Here is a 15,627-nt window from a genome sequence, read left to right as displayed (position 1 = left end):
CCCTATTTTAAACATCATTCCATACTAAACACCCAGCTAGTCATTTAAAATGAGAAAATCCCCTAGAAAAAATTCCACTCTCTGTCCAGTCACTAACTACCGAACTTACATAGATTATAAGTGTGAAGGGGGTGATGAGGATTATGTTTGGATCATTTGGATGCTGTGATAACTTTAGAGAATGTCATCATCATGAAAGAGAGCGCGACCATCGCGAGAAAGAGAGAGAGAGAGAGGTTAGACCACAACAACCAGCTGTATGTAACGTACTTGCTAACATTTCAGTTGGAACAGAACTTTCTCTTTTAAGCATTAGAGGTAACGGCACATTCAACAATGTTATTTTTGAAGGTTTCGCTAACGGTGTTGCTCTTTTCTCTGCTTTAGCTCGTAATGACAAAGACAACAAAGATAACAATAAAGACGATAAGAACAATCAAAATCGAAATACTTTTACTGGTATTTTACGTGTATGCCCAACCGATATCGTTGCAATCGCTATCTAATTCTGTCTCTTATCCTCGATAGTAAGCAAATAAGATTTACTTTTCTCATAGAAAAAACCTGAGACCGATTTCAAATCGACTCAGGTTTTTTTATTAATTATATGCTTTTAACTAGTTCAACAACTTCTTCAGCAGTTGACATCATTAATGCTTTTTCTGCTAATGTTTCCATTTCTGCTTTTGACAACTTGCTTAGCTGTGTTCTTGCAGGAAGAATAGATGTTGCACTCATACTGAACTCATCTAAACCTAATCCTAATAATAATGGGATAGCAAGTGAATCGCCCGCCATCTCACCACACATACCAGCCCATTTGCCTTCTTTATGAGCAGCATCGATAACCATTTTTACAAGACGTAAAATAGATGGGTTATATGGTTGGTATAAGTATGATACTTGTTCGTTCATACGGTCTGCAGCCATTGTGTATTGGATTAAATCATTTGTTCCGATAGAGAAGAAGTCAACTTCTTTCGCGAATTGATCTGCTAATACTGCTGAAGCTGGGATTTCAACCATCATACCAACTTCAATAGAATCAGAAACAGTTGTACCCGCTTCTACAAGTTTCGCTTTCTCTTCTAATAAAATCGCTTTCGCTTGACGGAACTCATCAAGAGTTGCAATCATTGGGAACATAATTTTTAAGTTACCGTATACGCTAGCACGAAGTAATGCACGAAGTTGTGTACGGAACACATCTTGCTCATCAAGACATAAGCGAATTGCACGGTATCCTAAGAATGGGTTCATTTCTTTTGGTAAATGTAAGTATGGAAGCTCTTTATCTCCACCGATGTCAAGTGTACGAACAACGACTGGCTGACCTTCTTTTACACCTTCAAGAACTGCTTTATACGCTTCGAACTGCTCTTCTTCTGTTGGAAGATTGTCACGGCCCATGTATAAGAATTCTGTACGGTATAAGCCAACGCCTTCTCCGCCATTATCGATAATACCTTGTACATCATTTGGTGTTCCGATATTTGCAACAAGCTCAACGTGATGTCCGTCACTTGTTACAGTAGCTTGGTCTTTTAATTTAGCCCATTCAGCTTTTTGCTCTTCAAATTTCGCTTTCTTTTCTTCAAACGAACGAAGAGTTTCTTCTGATGGGTTTACAATTACTTCTCCATCTAAACCGTCAATGATAACGATATCGCCGTTTTGGATTTTCTCCATAACAACTTTCGTACCAACAACAGCTGGAATTTCCATAGAACGAGCCATAATTGCAGAGTGAGATGTACGTCCACCGATATCAGTAGTGAAACCTTTTGCATACTTACGGTTTAATTGAGCTGTATCAGATGGTGTTAAATCTTCAGCAATGATGATTACCTCTTCAGAAATTGTACCAGGATTTGAGAAGTTAATTCCTAGTAAATGTGCAAGAACGCGTTTTGTTACGTCACGAATGTCCGCAGCACGTTCTTTCATATATTCGTTATCCATGTTTTCAAACATAGAAATAAACATTGATGCAACTTCATCCATTGCAAATTCAGCATTTACTTTTTCGCTATTTACTTTATCTTTTACTGGGTTTACTAGTTCTGGATCATTTAACACTAATAAATGTGCTTCAAAGATCGCAGCTTTGTCAGCACCTAGCTCAGCAAATGCGTGGTCCTTAATAGCTTCTAATTCAGTTTTTGCTTTCTCAAGCGCAGCGTCTAAGCGTGCAATTTCTGCAGCTTCGTTTGTAATTGATTTCTTTTCGATGTTAAATTCAGGATTTTCAAGTCTGAAAGCCTTTGCAATAGCAATCCCACTTGATGCAGCGATCCCTTGAATGTTAAGAGTCATTATTCTCCTAATCCTTCGTTTTTCATAGTTTCTTCGATAGCTGCTAGTGCTTGAGCTGCATCATCACCATTTGCAGTGATTTTAATTTCTGCGTTTTGTTGAATGCCTAAAGACATAACGCCCATGATTGATTTTAAGTTAACGTTCTTTCCGTTATACTCTAAGTTAATGTCAGAACCGAATTTGCTTGCAGTGTTTACAAGTAGAGTTGCTGGACGAGCATGAATTCCTGAGTCGCTAGTTACTTTAAAGATTTTTTCCATGATAATTTATCTCCTTTAAATTACAGTATTTTTTAGTTGTATAGACGTGAGTACTACATCATCTATTGTATATAATAGGCGATGTTCGGTCAACCACATCGCCTATTATAATTATAAACATTTTGCGTCAAATTCCTACTGAATGTCAATAATAGCGGTTTCGCCCTTCTTAACATTTCCATCTTTTTTCAATTCGACTTGTTGCCCTTGTTGTAAGTTTGTAAAGACAATTGGTGTAATGATAGATGGTGCATTTTCTTTTACAAATGCAAGATCTACTTTTAATAATGGTTGGCCTTGTTTCACCTTGTCGCCTTGTGCTACAAGCGCTTCAAAACCTTCACCATTTAATTTTACAGTATCAATACCGAAGTGGATTAAAATTTCTTTTCCGCCTTCAGATTGAATACCAATCGCATGTTTTGTAGGGAATACATTGACAATCTCACCGTTCACTGGAGAAACTACTGTTCCTTCAGTTGGCTCAATTGCAAATCCGTCTCCCATCATTTTTCCTGAGAATACTTGGTCAGGCACTTCTGTAATTGGTAAGATTTTCCCTTCGATTGGTGATACAATTGTTTCATTTTCATCAACTTTTTGAGGAGTTTCTTCCACTTTTACAGGTTCTTCTTTTTCAACATGAGGTGTACGACCTGACATAATATCATGAATTTGTGATTTTAATGTGTCAGATTTCGGTCCGAAAATAGCTTGAATGTTATTTCCAACTTCAAGTACACCAGCTGCTCCAAGTTCTTTTAAGCGGTCTTTGTTTACATTCTTTTGTTCGTTAACTTGAACACGTAAACGAGTAATACAAGCATCTAAAGAAGCAATGTTTTCTTTACCACCAAGTGCTACTAATACTTCACGAGGAAGTTCGCCTGCTTCTGCTTTTCCTGCGCCGTCATTTGCATTTGCCACTTCACGACCAGGTGTTTTTAGATTCCATTTACGAATTGCAAAGCGGAATCCGAAGTAGTAAATAACTGCTAGTACAAGACCAACAATAATTACCCACCACCATGCTGTACGGCCTGGTAGTACACCGAATAATAGGAAGTCAATTAAACCACCAGAGAATGTCATACCAATTTTAACACCTAAAATTTGCATTGTCATAAATGATAGACCAGCAAATACAGCGTGAATTCCGAATAATACTGGCGCTACGAATAAGAATGAAAATTCAAGTGGCTCTGTAATACCTGTTAAGAAAGATGTTAATGCTGCAGAACCTAAAATACCTGCTGCTAATTTTTTATTTTCTGGACGTGCTTCATGGTACATTGCTAAAGCTGCTGCTGGAAGACCGAACATCATGAACGGATACTTACCAGTTGTAAATGTACCTGCTGTTAATTCTACACCGTCTTTTAACTGTGCCATAAAGATTTTTTGGTCACCACGGATTAATTCGCCAGCTGCATTTGTATACTGACCGAATTCGAACCAGAACGGTGAATAGAAAATGTGATGTAATCCAAATGGAATTAATGAACGTTCAATTAAACCGAATATAAATGCTGCGATTGTTCTATTTGCATCAATCATTTGATGTGAGAACGTGTTTAAGCCACCTTGAATGTATGGCCAAACGAAGCACATGATAATACCTACTATTAAAGAGAATGTTGCAGTTGCGATCGGTACGAAACGCTTACCTGCAAAGAAACCTAAGTATGATGGTAATTCAATGTTGAAGTATTTATTATAGCAATATGCCGCTACTATACCGACGATAATACCACCAAATACCCCTGTTTGTAGCGTTGGAATACCTAATACGTTCGCATACGCTGGATCTGCAAATCCAATTTTTACTGGGTCTGCTCCAGAACTTGTTACTTCCACTAGCTTATCTACTTCTAAGAACACACTCATCGTTTTGTTCATAATTAAGTAGCCGACGAATGCTGCTAAACCAGCTACTCCGTCTCCACCAGCTAAACCAATTGCTACCCCAACTGCGAATAATAATGCAAGGTTAGCGAAAATAATATCACCAGATTGTTCCATAATTTTTGCAACCATTACGAACCAATCTGCTTTTAAAGCAGGAATAACATTTGTTAACTGTGGATTTTGAAATGCATTACCAAATCCAAGTAAAATACCTGCCGCCGGTAAAATCGCTACTGGAAGCATTAACGCTTTTCCGACTTTTTGAAGAACACCAAAGATATTCTTAAACATGGAAACCCTTCCTCTCTTATCTATATTGATACCTTCCGACAAACGCCAAAAAGACATGAGGAAAAAAAGATAGAACGATAGCTATACAAAGGGTAGTATATCCCTTTCTCTAGCTTACATTCCTTACTTTTCTCCACTCATGCCTGATCGAATCAGTAACACGTGTCAAAAATAGGTTTACGTATAAGTTCACTATAATTAAGGCAAACGTTTTCGTTACTCACCTTAATGTGTTTGTCGAAATTTGTATAACTTTGCAATAGTTATTATACATAACTATTGTAAGCGATTCAATCATTTTTTTTAACGTTTTCATTTTAGACAAAAATATATGACTTTTTACACATGCTCTGCCTTTACTAAGCGTTGCAAGTGCATCGTTAAATAAATACTTTCAGCTTCATATACAGGTAGTTGCAACTCTTTTTGCATGACCTTAACTAGCTTCCAAGCCAAGTTATAGCAAACTGGATACTCCGCCTTTAATAAATCAGCAAAACTTTGCGATTCCTCTACTTTTTCTCCTTTTTTCACCCTCTCAATAGCATATTGAAGATGACGAATAAGACGTAAATAATGAATGCTCTCTTGATCTAATGTAATTTGTAAGTTTGTCTCAATTAAAGATACAAGTTGTGCAATGAGACGGGAGTTTTGATTAACTGAAGATAAATCAGAATTTGTAAGCGAACTGTAAATGTGCAGTGCAATAAAACCAATTTCTCCTTCAGGCAATGTAATTTGCAAACGAGAATTTAAAAGTTCTACAACACCTTCCGCAATTTCATATTCCTCTGGATAGAGCATTTTTGTTTCAACTAAAAAAGGGTTATCAATTGTAAGTCCTTGTTTTAACCTTTTAATCGCAAATGAAATATGATCTGTTAACGCAATATGAATATGTTCATTTAGTGGAGATTTCGCTTTTCCTTGAATGTACAGCATAATATCGTTCATCAATTCAATTAATTTTTCACTAATATGCGGCACTAATAATTTGTATTGTTCACGATCACGTTCATTTTTTAAGACAAACATTTTTTCGATTTGTTCTTGCTCCAATACATCTTTCGCTTTTTTCCCAAATCCAATTCCTTTACCAATCACTACTACTTCCTCGTGTTCCGGATGGCTAGCAATGATGACATTATTATTTAAAACTTTTTTAATTTCTAGATAATTACTCATATAACACCACCCTCGTACTTAAATAGCCTACTTTTATGTTACAGAATATTCTTCTTTGTCGTCAATGTAAAACATCTGCCATTTAATAAAAATTCATTTTTTAGACATGTTTATATATGATGCGTATAATGTAAGAGCAACTGTACATAGAAAGGAGATAACAGCATGATTAAAATGTTTGTAAGTGATATCGATGGTACAATGATGCAACACGGAGGTCTTATTGATGAACAAGATGTTGCGGCACTGCGCAGCCTTGCCGAACAAAATGTTATTCTTTGCTTCGCTTCCGGAAGACTTGATAATGAAATTGCAGACTTAATGAAAGCTGTAAATACAAATTTTCATCGTATTAGTGTAAATGGTGTTTTTGTATATACACATGAAAATAAACAACTATTATCTGCAACTTTTGATTCCAGCATACTTCCCGATTTGTTAGCTATGACGAATGAAGAGCCTTATTTCCGTTATGTAAGTGATGAGCATAATTATTACATTGAAGAGAAAACACCTTTTATTCAAGAACTTGAACAACAAGTAACTATGACTTCTGTTGAAGAACCAAACTTACTACAGAAGATTGATGATACAATTTTCCCAAATAAAATTTCTGTCGGCGGAACAAAGGAGAGCTTACAACTCCTTCAGAAAAAAATTGATGAAAAATTCCACGGGAAAGTTAGTACTTTCATCTCAGCAGAACAATGTTTAGATGTAATGCCACCGAATGTTAGTAAAGGCTCTGCCATTTCTGTTTTATTAAATGAGTTTCAAATAAAACCTGAGGAAATTGCTTGTATAGGGGATTCTTATAATGACATTCCTATGTTTTCTTTAACTCCTCACAGTTTTGCTATGTCACAAGCAGATGATGCAGTAAAAAATCACGCTCACTATGTAGTAAATCACGTCAAAGATGCTGTTAACCACGTAATTGCTCATAATAAAAATACGACTCATTCCTTATAAGGATGAGTCGTATTTTTATTTCTTTACATGTTAACCATTTTCAATTCCACTGTACTTCACAAACTGAAATATACTATTTGTTACGTGCGATATTCGTAATAAATTTATAACGATCTCCACGATAAATACATTTCACGTACTCTAGCGGTACCTCACCTTCTGAATATGACCATTGACGCATTACAAGTACAGGCGCCTTTTTAGGAATATGCAGATGTTCAGCTTCATTTTCCGTCGCAACGGAAGCTTCAATTGACTGAGTAGCGCTAACAAGTTTAAAGCCCAGTTTTTTCTCTAAATGTTCATATAAAGATTGTTGCAATATCTCTTCGTTAATATCTTTTACAAGAGCTGGCGACAAATATGTCGTCTCAAAAGCAATCGGTTCATCATCAGCTAAGCGAATACGCCTCACTTCATAAACCGATTCCCCCTCCTGTATTCTCAACCGGTCTGCTATTTTAGCAGTAGCTGGAACTAGGCGGAAACTAAGTAATTGACTACTTGGGTTCATCCCACGAGAAATCATGTCTTCTGTGAATCCCGTCATTCCTTGCAATTTTTGTTCCACTTTCGGAAGTTGGACAAATGTTCCAATTCCACGCTTCCGATATAAATAGCCTTGTTCCACTAAATTATTAATCGCCTGTCTGATTGTCATTCGACTCACTTCGAACTTATCACAAAGTTCATTCTCAGATGGGATTTTATCTCCCGGCTTCCATTCGCCGTCCTCAATTAGCTGTTTCACCCACTCTTGAATCTGATAATAGATCGGAAATGGTGAATACTTGTCGATGTTCATCAGCAATCGCCTCACTGCATAAAGATAGAGCTTCTTGATCAGCGATTACGGTTACATTCGGATGACGTTGTAAAACTGTAGCCGGACACTCTTCACTATATTCACCTTGCAATAATTCTTTAACAGCTTCTGCCTTTTTAGAACCCATAGCAACAAGTAGAACTTGTTTCGCTTTCATAATGCTTCCAATTCCCATTGTAATCGCATGAGTTGGCACATCTTCTTCTTTTTCGAAGAAGCGAAGGTTTGCTTGGCGTGTAGATTCTGTTAATTCAACAATGTTTGTTGGAGAATTAAACGGTGTTCCTGGCTCATTAAATCCGATGTGACCGTTTTCACCGATTCCAAGAATCTGTAGGTCAACTGGGTTAGCAGCTAGAATGCTCTCGTAACGTTTGCACTCTTCCTCTAAATCACTTGCCATCCCGTTTGGTACATAAGTTTGTTTAAATGGAAGATGATCAAACAACTGTTCTTGCATGAAATAGTGATAGCTGTTTTTATCTTCATGTGGTAAATTTACGTACTCATCTAAGTTTACAGTGGTTACACGGCTTGTATCAAGTTTATTTTTTCGCATTTCTGCATAAATACCTAATGGAGAGCTTCCTGTAGCCATTCCTAATGTTGGATTTTCTTTTGTTTTTACAACTTCTTCAATTAATTTATAACCTGCTTCTGCTAGTTCTTCTGGAGTTTTTACAACAAGAATATTCATTTAATTACTTCCCTTCCTTCATATGAATTCCTAAACGAACCGTATCATATACATGTAAATCTTCATTCATCACAACAAAGTCTGCATCTTTTCCTACCGCTAATGCACCTTTATTATTTAATCCAAACTCTTCTGCTTGGTTAACTGATGTCATCAGTACTGCATCTTCGATTGAACAACCTGTAAATTCAATTACATTTCGGAAAGCTTGATCCATTTTTAGAATACTACCAGCTAACGTTCCATCTTCTAATCGAGCACTACCATCTTTTACATGTACTGGCTGTCCGCCAAGCTCATATAATCCATCTTCAAGACCTTTTGCACGCATTGCGTCAGTAATAACACTTACTTTTTTTGGTCCTTTTAACTTATATGCTAATTTCACCATATCAGGGTGAATATGAATACCATCTGTAATTACTTCAACCATTACATCTGGATTTAATAACACATGACCAACAACTCCTGGTTCACGGTGATGTAATCCACGCATTTGATTGTATAAATGTGTTGCATGTGTAATTTTTCTATTTTTTAGTTGCCCATCAATTGCATCTGTATGCCCCATTGTGCCAACTACACCAGTTTCAGCAAGATATTGTTCAAACTCTAATGCTCCCTCTTCTTCTGGTGCATATGTTACTAATTTAATTAAATTCCCACTTGCTTCTTGCCATTGTTTAAATTGCTCAATATTTGCAGGAACAATATGTTCAAGTGGTTGTGCACCTGCACGTTTCTTTGAAACATAAGGTCCTTCTAAGTGAATATATTCGAAATGCGCTCCTTTTTCTTTTGCTTCTTTTGCAGCAGTTAACGCTGCTTCAATTGCCTCTGGAGCTTGTGTCATTGTTGTTGGGAAGTAAGTTGTAACCCCTTCTTTTAACATTTCTTTACCTAGAGTTACTAACCCATCGCTATTTGCATCCATCGCATCAATATCGTATCCACCATGAATATGAACATCGATCATACCTGGAATTACAATTTTCCCTGTAGCATCAAAAACAGTTTCATTTTCTTGTGGTACATATTGAGCCATCAAACCAATTTCTTTAATGGTTTCTGCGTAACGAATAAATCCGTTTTCCACTATTTCTTGACCTGTGTAAATTTTGGCATTGATGACAATTTGCGTTTTCATTTTCATCGATCCTTTCCCATGAATTACCTACTTGTTATTATTACCTTATTCGCCTAGTTCCATCTTAATATACACACGAGTAGTTGTCTATACATTCTAATAAAATTTCCTTTTTATTCAACAGAAAAGGAAATTTCTTACGTCTCTTATAATTATAATATATATTATTCATTTTTCCAAAAAGGGACAGTATCGCCCCCCTAATATAGAAATCACTTCAATAATGGCATTAACCCGCTAGACTCTAACATAATATGTTCACCATCTGTTTCCATTTCTACTGTACTTTTATTCGTTCTATATACCATTATACCGTGCCTTTTTAAGCGTTTCACTACACTTTGGTGAGGATGTCCATACGGATTACTACTCCCGTACGACAAAATAGCAAACTGCGGTTCCACTTTTTTTATAAACGTTTCACTTGTTGAAGTATATGAGCCGTGATGCCCCACTTTTAACACATCTGCATGGACATCAAATTGTTTTAATATTTCATGTTCTGTCCGTACATCCGCGTCACCCATTAATAAAAAATCCGCTTTTCCATATCGCACCTTTAAAACAATTGAGGATTCATTATTTTCATCTTTTGATTTCCCGTTGTTTAATACTTGTATAGAAACATGTGGATCCAGCGGTATATATTGTCCTTCCTTTACTGAAACGAAAGGTATCCCTCTTTTTTTTATATTATTCCGATACGTATGATAAGTAAGAGAACTATATGTTTTTCCGCTATCTAATATAAGCGATACCGGCATTTGCTCTACAATTGGAATTAACCCCCCTATATGATCCATATCGGGATGCGTACTGACAATTACATCTAAATGATTAATCCCTTTCTCAATTAATTTCTGAATAATAACCTCTCCTGCTTCATAAGGTCCTCCATCAATTAACATTGTTTGTCCATTTGGCATTATAATAAGTGTTGCGTCACCTTGCCCCACTTTTAAAAAGCTCACTTTCATTTTACTAAGATGTTGCCGATGCATATGTAAAGGAGACGTAGTATGAATGGACATCATATACCTTTTAGCTGATGCGCTATTTAAAGAAAAACATAATAAAACAGAAACTAATAATAAAATAATCCGCATACCTCTCATAACTCGTCTCCTTTTTTCATTTAGTATGGCACTGTAAATAATTGATATACAAAAAAAGCTTAGCAAAATGCTAAGCTTTTATTTCGATATCTCTTGTAAGGAACCGAAGAATAAATCTGCTTCATTCATTTGTTCATTCTCTTCAGAAAGCGGTGGTAAATCATCTAATGTTTTCAATCCAAATGTGTCTAAAAATTCTTTTGTTGTTCCGTATAAAATAGGACGCCCTGGTCCTTCTGCTCTTCCCATTTCTTTTATAAGTAAATGTGAAACCAACGTTTGTAACGCCTTATCAGTTTTAACTCCTCTAATCTCTTCCATTTCAGTCCTTGTGATTGGTTGGCGATATGCAACAATCGCTAACGTTTCGAGGGCAGCTTGTGAGAGTGAAGCAGCTGTTGGTGTATCTATTAATTTTTGATAATATGAAGCATGTTCTTTCTTTGTAGCAAAACGATATACTTTTGCATACTGTACAATTTGCAAACCACGGTTTGCACCTTCACATTCTTGTTGCATTTCTTCTAAAATATTAATTGCTTCATTCATTTCAATTTCAAGAACTTTCGCTATTTGTTCTGGATAAATCCCTTCATCACCAGAAACAAATAAAAGGCCTTCAATAATTGACTTTTGTTCTTTCCTATCCATTTCACGAGCTCCTTCCTTCTATTTTCTCATAAAAATACACATCAAAAAACCGAATCACAATTAATGCGTTCGGTTCAATATTTTTTCTCTTGTTCCAAACGATACATTAAAACATAGCATGAGATAAAATGTTGCTATCCCATTTTCACATACTTGCTCTATGCAGATTTATTAGAGCTTGATACGAAAATTTCATCAAAATTATGTTCTTGCTCAATTATGATTTGTTGATTTTTCATAAGTTCCAGAACTGCTAAAAATGTTACAACCATTATTTCACGTTCATCATCAACAAACAAATCATAAAAACTTTGGCGACCACCCTTTATTTTTAACTGTTTTAAAATATCAGTCATTCGCTGTTCAATTGGTATTTCTTGACGAGTAATACGTGTTGTTACAGGTTTTTTTGCCTTTTTACGGCGCATTAATTTTTGAAATGCTGCTAGCATATCATATAACGTAACATCAAGAGGTAAGCTTGTCTCCTCTTCTTGTTGCAACGATGTAAAGTCAATTGGTGGACGTGTATATAGCTGTGCTCTTTCTTGTTCTCTTTCTTTTAACTCAGTAGCAACTTGCTTATATTTCTTATATTCAATTAACCTCTCCATCAATTCTTGACGAGGATCATCTATAAAATCATCACCGTTATCAAGTACATCTTCTTCATGTTTCGGCAACAACATCTTACTTTTAATTTGTAATAACGTTGCAGCCATTACTAAATACTCACTTGCAACATCTAATTGAAGTTCTTTCATCGTATGCACATAAGATAAATATTGCTCTGTAATATCTGCTACAGGAATATTATATATATCAATTTCATAACGATGTATTAAATGTAACAATAGATCTAACGGCCCTTCAAAAGCCTCTACTTTAAAATTATATTGCATAAAGCATCCCACCACATTTTTTCTATAACAACATAAGTATAGAGCATACTCATGTTCTATCCAACCTTTTTAAGAAATTTAATTAAAAATAGACCGATGCCTATGTCATCATGCCCACCACTTCATATGATAACAGTGTAGTAAGAACAATGTAGGAGGTCAAAAAACTATGGGTCACGTTGATTGTGGTTTTAGCGGTGGGTTCGCATTACTTGTTGTACTGTTTATTTTACTAATTATTGTAGGAGCAGCTTGCTTCTGCTAATATGAACAATAACGGCTAGGGGGAAACCTCCTAGTCGTTTATTGTTCATATTTCTATGATACACTTATATGTATAACCGTTAGATAGGAGCGAGAAAACATGTATCCTACCGAATACATACAATTTTTAATTCATTTCCATGGAGATTATGACTATTTTGAATGCCACGAAATACTAGAAGAGTATTGGAAGACAAAACCAAGAGGTAATCGTGATCATTACTTAGTTGGTCTCATTCAAATTGCAGTTTCTTTATACCACCAAAGACGTGCTAATTGGAATGGTTCTACAAAAATGATGAAAAGCGCAATTACAATTTTAGAAAAAAGCGGTGTGCCTTTACAACGTTTAGGAATTAATCAAGTACAACTTCTTTCCTTGCTCAATGAAAGATTGCAATCTATCCATAAAAAAGAACGTTTTGTACCTTTATTTTTACCCTTATCAGATTCATCGTTAGAGAAGCAGTGCATAGAGTTATGTCAAAAACAAAACCTCCCTTGGAAAGACTTGAATGCTATCCCAGGTGAATATATTATAAACAAGCACACTTTGCGTGATCGCACAGAGGTCATTACTGAACGAAACGAACAATTACAAAAAAGAAAGCAGAGATAATAAACTACTTATCTCTGCTTTCACGAATGTATATTTTGTTCTAGCCCTTTACATTTTTCGCAAAAACTTGCTGTTTGCTCATTTCCGCAAATTGTAAACTCAAGAAATTTACTCTTTAACTCTTGAACCATCTTCGTCCCAATCCCCACATGACGGTGAGACGGGTTCACACTCAAATGCTGAATTTCTAATACTTGATTCTCTTTTTTTACAATCCCCATTATTCCAACAAAATCTTCATTTTCTTTCCACAAATACAATTGCCAATCATCTTTTGCTTCATATTCTTTCATTGTCAATTGTAATGTTTTCACATCTTTTTCAGTTGGCATAAACGAAAGAAGCCCCATTGCAATTTTTTCATAACTTTTTTTAAAACGAATTAACATAACCCTTATCCCTTCTTACAAAAGTTACAAACTAGTAATCCCCTCAATCACTCTTTTCATATCACATTCATTTTACAATATTTTCAACAGAGTGAGAAGAGTCTAAAACAACTTGATAATCATACAAAGCGAAAAGAAGAAAGTCAAATCTATGTTTCAGCACTATTCCTTTAATAAATAGAGTTAAAAAAAGAAAATTTTATATGGAATGGAAAGAAACATATCATTCAACAGCACTTCATTTATAGTTACTCTAAAGCAGCACAATTCTAGCAAAATTAATATAACAAAAAATATTTATTGAAACATATAATGTAATGTATTCTATGTAATTGGTTAAAGGTTTGTTCTCACAAGCAATATATTTTAGCAACAATACTACTTGTATGATGAGCTGTAGAAGTAGTACTCAATCTCATTAAAAATAAAAAAGAGAGCAAAAGCTCTCTTTTTCCTTACCTTATTCTTCCCAAACTTTAACTTCTTTCATTACATCGCCTTGACGCATTTTTAATACTGTTTCAATACCGCTTGTTGCTTTACCGAATACAGTATGAACACCATCTAAATGCGGCTGTGGCTCATGAACGATAAAGAATTGGCTACCGCCTGTGTTACGGCCAGCGTGAGCCATAGAAAGTGATCCTACAAGGTGTCTATGAGGGTTTCCATCAGTTTCACATGGAATAGAGTATCCTGGGCCACCTGCACCTGTACCTGTTGGGTCTCCACCTTGGCTTACGAAGCCAGGAATAACACGGTGGAATGTAACACCATCATAAAATCCTTGCTCTGCTAATTTTTTAAAGTTTTCTACTGTTTTCGGTGCTTCTTCTGGGAAAAATTCCAAGTCGATTTTTTCACCGTTTTCCATTAATATGTATCCTAAAGTTTTCATACGTATATGTCTCCTTTCAAGTATCTCAGCACTATATTACCACATTCATGACTAGAAACAAAAAGAATCCGACAATCTAGATACTTCTTTTTTGAAATGTGGAAAAAGCTAGGTGACAAATAAGAAATATATACTATAATAACTTTGTTGCCCGAAAATTTTAGAAAGAGAAAGGGAGCGATTTTTCGTGAAAACGAAATTACTAGCTCTGCTATTAGCTGTAACGGTATTTATGATGCCAACAGCTTCGTTTGCAGACATCATCGAGGGAGAATCAATTGTTACATTAGGAGAGAACTTATCTGAACAACAAAAACAAGATCTGTTAAAAGAAATGAAAGCACCGAAAGATGCTACAATTATTACTGTATCTAATGCGGAAGAACATAAATTTCTAGAAGGCATTGTTCCAAAAGCACAAATTGGTACGAGAGCAATTTCTTCTTCTATGATTACATACACAAAACCAGGATCTGGTCTTATTGTACGATCAAAGAACATTAACTGGGTAACAGATGCAATGTACACTAACGCTTTGATTACAGCAGGTGTAAAAGATGCAGAAATTCAAATTACTGCACCTTTTAAAGTTTCAGGAACTGCAGCTTTAACTGGATTAATGAAAGCATACGAAACTGCGTCCAATAAACAAATTCCTGAAGAAGTTAAAAAAGTAGCGAATGAAGAAATGGTACAAACAGCCCAGCTTGGTGATAAAATTGGTGAAGAAAAAGCAGTTCAACTTGTTGCAAAAATTAAAGAAGAAATTGCAAAAGAACAGCCAAAAACAACAGAAGATTTACGTTCATTAATTAAAAAAATTGCTGATCAACTCGGCATTACATTGACAGATGAACAGTTAGATAACTTAGTATCGTTATTTGATAAAATGAAAAATCTTAATATCGATTGGAATCAAGTTGGTAGTCAATTAAACAAAGCAAAAGAACACGTTTCTGCCTTCTTAGGTTCTGAAGAAGGACAAAGTTTTCTAGATAAAGTGAAAGATTTCTTCTCAAGTATCATTGATTTTGTTAAATCTTTATTCAAGTAAAAAAGAAGCCCGCCAGTTGTACTGACCCCTGTCAAGTAGACAGTAATTAAAACGCATAGTTAAGAAGCCTGAGTTCGATATTCGTATGGACTCAGGTTCTTTAATTTTTTCTGAAAACGATGGTGGT

17 protein-coding genes are annotated in these 15,627 nt (G+C 35.5%); 5 read left to right on the top strand and 12 right to left on the bottom strand.

Translation table 11 applies throughout. From position 1 onward, the window contains the following. Window positions 1-143 precede the first annotated feature (143 nt). Window positions 144-506: a DUF3915 domain-containing protein gene (locus MR168_RS21570; RefSeq protein WP_000468040.1), complete on the top strand. Its 363-nt coding sequence runs from the start codon at window positions 144-146 to the stop codon at window positions 504-506. Between the two features lie 97 nt (window positions 507-603). Here the strand turns inward: MR168_RS21570 and ptsP are convergent, their stop codons facing one another. The 4 genes from ptsP to glcT form a co-directional block, all read right to left on the bottom strand. Next, on the bottom strand, window positions 604-2,316 hold the full coding sequence (gene ptsP / locus MR168_RS21565; protein ID WP_000174207.1) for a phosphoenolpyruvate--protein phosphotransferase: 1,713 nt from the start codon (window positions 2,314-2,316) through the stop codon (window positions 604-606). After that, window positions 2,316-2,579: a phosphocarrier protein HPr gene (gene ptsH, locus MR168_RS21560; RefSeq protein WP_000411080.1), complete on the bottom strand. Its 264-nt coding sequence runs from the start codon at window positions 2,577-2,579 to the stop codon at window positions 2,316-2,318. Before ptsH ends, ptsP begins: the two co-directional genes overlap by 1 nt. Window positions 2,580-2,714: 135 nt before the next feature. After that, a complete protein-coding gene (gene ptsG, locus MR168_RS21555; protein ID WP_086412246.1) occupies window positions 2,715-4,778 on the bottom strand; it encodes a PTS glucose transporter subunit IIABC in 2,064 nt (687 codons plus the stop codon). Between the two features lie 339 nt (window positions 4,779-5,117). Beyond that, the gene (gene glcT / locus MR168_RS21550) at window positions 5,118-5,966 is read right to left on the bottom strand and encodes a glucose PTS transporter transcription antiterminator GlcT (RefSeq protein ID WP_000073858.1); all 849 of its coding nucleotides are present in this window, start codon (window positions 5,964-5,966) and stop codon (window positions 5,118-5,120) included. A 165-nt stretch (window positions 5,967-6,131) separates the two neighbouring features. Here glcT and MR168_RS21545 point away from each other — a divergent pair, with 165 nt between their 5' ends. Next, window positions 6,132-6,938, top strand: a complete 807-nt coding sequence (locus MR168_RS21545; RefSeq protein ID WP_000594248.1) for a Cof-type HAD-IIB family hydrolase — start codon at window positions 6,132-6,134, stop codon at window positions 6,936-6,938. A 73-nt stretch (window positions 6,939-7,011) separates the two neighbouring features. Here MR168_RS21545 and phnF read toward each other — a convergent pair whose 3' ends face one another. The 6 genes from phnF to scpA all read right to left on the bottom strand — a co-directional run bounded on the left by phnF (window position 7,012) and on the right by scpA (window position 12,276). Next, on the bottom strand, window positions 7,012-7,743 hold the full coding sequence (phnF, locus tag MR168_RS21540; RefSeq protein WP_021727649.1) for a phosphonate metabolism transcriptional regulator PhnF: 732 nt from the start codon (window positions 7,741-7,743) through the stop codon (window positions 7,012-7,014). After that, entirely contained in the window at window positions 7,673-8,461 is a 789-nt protein-coding gene (gene nagB, locus MR168_RS21535) for a glucosamine-6-phosphate deaminase (RefSeq protein ID WP_001024210.1), read from the bottom strand. Before nagB ends, phnF begins: the two co-directional genes overlap by 71 nt. 4 nt (window positions 8,462-8,465) lie before the next feature. Continuing rightward, on the bottom strand, window positions 8,466-9,608 hold the full coding sequence (gene nagA / locus MR168_RS21530) for an N-acetylglucosamine-6-phosphate deacetylase (protein ID WP_006928115.1): 1,143 nt from the start codon (window positions 9,606-9,608) through the stop codon (window positions 8,466-8,468). Between the two features lie 212 nt (window positions 9,609-9,820). Then, window positions 9,821-10,723 (bottom strand): ComEC/Rec2 family competence protein, encoded by a 903-nt coding sequence (locus MR168_RS21525; RefSeq protein ID WP_001214830.1) that lies wholly within the window; start codon window positions 10,721-10,723, stop codon window positions 9,821-9,823. 78 nt (window positions 10,724-10,801) lie between these two features. Further along, the gene (scpB, locus tag MR168_RS21520) at window positions 10,802-11,374 is read right to left on the bottom strand and encodes a segregation/condensation protein ScpB (RefSeq protein ID WP_000375168.1); all 573 of its coding nucleotides are present in this window, start codon (window positions 11,372-11,374) and stop codon (window positions 10,802-10,804) included. 158 nt (window positions 11,375-11,532) lie between these two features. Continuing rightward, window positions 11,533-12,276: a segregation/condensation protein A gene (scpA, locus tag MR168_RS21515; protein ID WP_001199753.1), complete on the bottom strand. Its 744-nt coding sequence runs from the start codon at window positions 12,274-12,276 to the stop codon at window positions 11,533-11,535. 169 nt (window positions 12,277-12,445) lie between these two features. On the opposite strand from scpA, the gene MR168_RS21510 reads away from it, so the two are divergent. Both MR168_RS21510 and MR168_RS21505 read left to right on the top strand, forming a co-directional pair. Next, the gene (locus tag MR168_RS21510) at window positions 12,446-12,541 is read left to right on the top strand and encodes a YjcZ family sporulation protein (protein ID WP_000510194.1); all 96 of its coding nucleotides are present in this window, start codon (window positions 12,446-12,448) and stop codon (window positions 12,539-12,541) included. Window positions 12,542-12,640: 99 nt separating this feature from the next. Continuing rightward, window positions 12,641-13,159 carry a DUF309 domain-containing protein gene (locus MR168_RS21505; RefSeq protein ID WP_000283596.1) on the top strand — a complete coding sequence of 173 codons (519 nt, stop codon included), beginning with the start codon at window positions 12,641-12,643 and terminating at the stop codon, window positions 13,157-13,159. Between the two features lie 20 nt (window positions 13,160-13,179). Here MR168_RS21505 and ribT read toward each other — a convergent pair whose 3' ends face one another. Together ribT and MR168_RS21495 are read right to left on the bottom strand one after the other, a co-directional pair. Further along, window positions 13,180-13,548 carry a GNAT family N-acetyltransferase RibT gene (gene ribT / locus MR168_RS21500; protein ID WP_000908401.1) on the bottom strand — a complete coding sequence of 123 codons (369 nt, stop codon included), beginning with the start codon at window positions 13,546-13,548 and terminating at the stop codon, window positions 13,180-13,182. A 460-nt stretch (window positions 13,549-14,008) separates the two neighbouring features. Continuing rightward, entirely contained in the window at window positions 14,009-14,446 is a 438-nt protein-coding gene (locus MR168_RS21495) for a peptidylprolyl isomerase (protein WP_000853782.1), read from the bottom strand. Between the two features lie 187 nt (window positions 14,447-14,633). Here MR168_RS21495 and MR168_RS21490 point away from each other — a divergent pair, with 187 nt between their 5' ends. Next, window positions 14,634-15,500, top strand: coding sequence for a DUF1002 domain-containing protein (locus MR168_RS21490; protein WP_000850515.1), 867 nt, complete (start codon window positions 14,634-14,636; stop codon window positions 15,498-15,500). Window positions 15,501-15,627 lie beyond the last annotated feature (127 nt).

Source organism: Bacillus cereus group sp. BfR-BA-01356 (genome assembly GCF_022663635.1).
GTDB lineage: Bacteria > Bacillota > Bacilli > Bacillales > Bacillaceae_G > Bacillus_A > Bacillus_A cereus.
The sequence above is the reverse complement of the archived record's forward strand: the minus strand, read 5'-3'. Positions and strand labels throughout refer to the sequence as shown.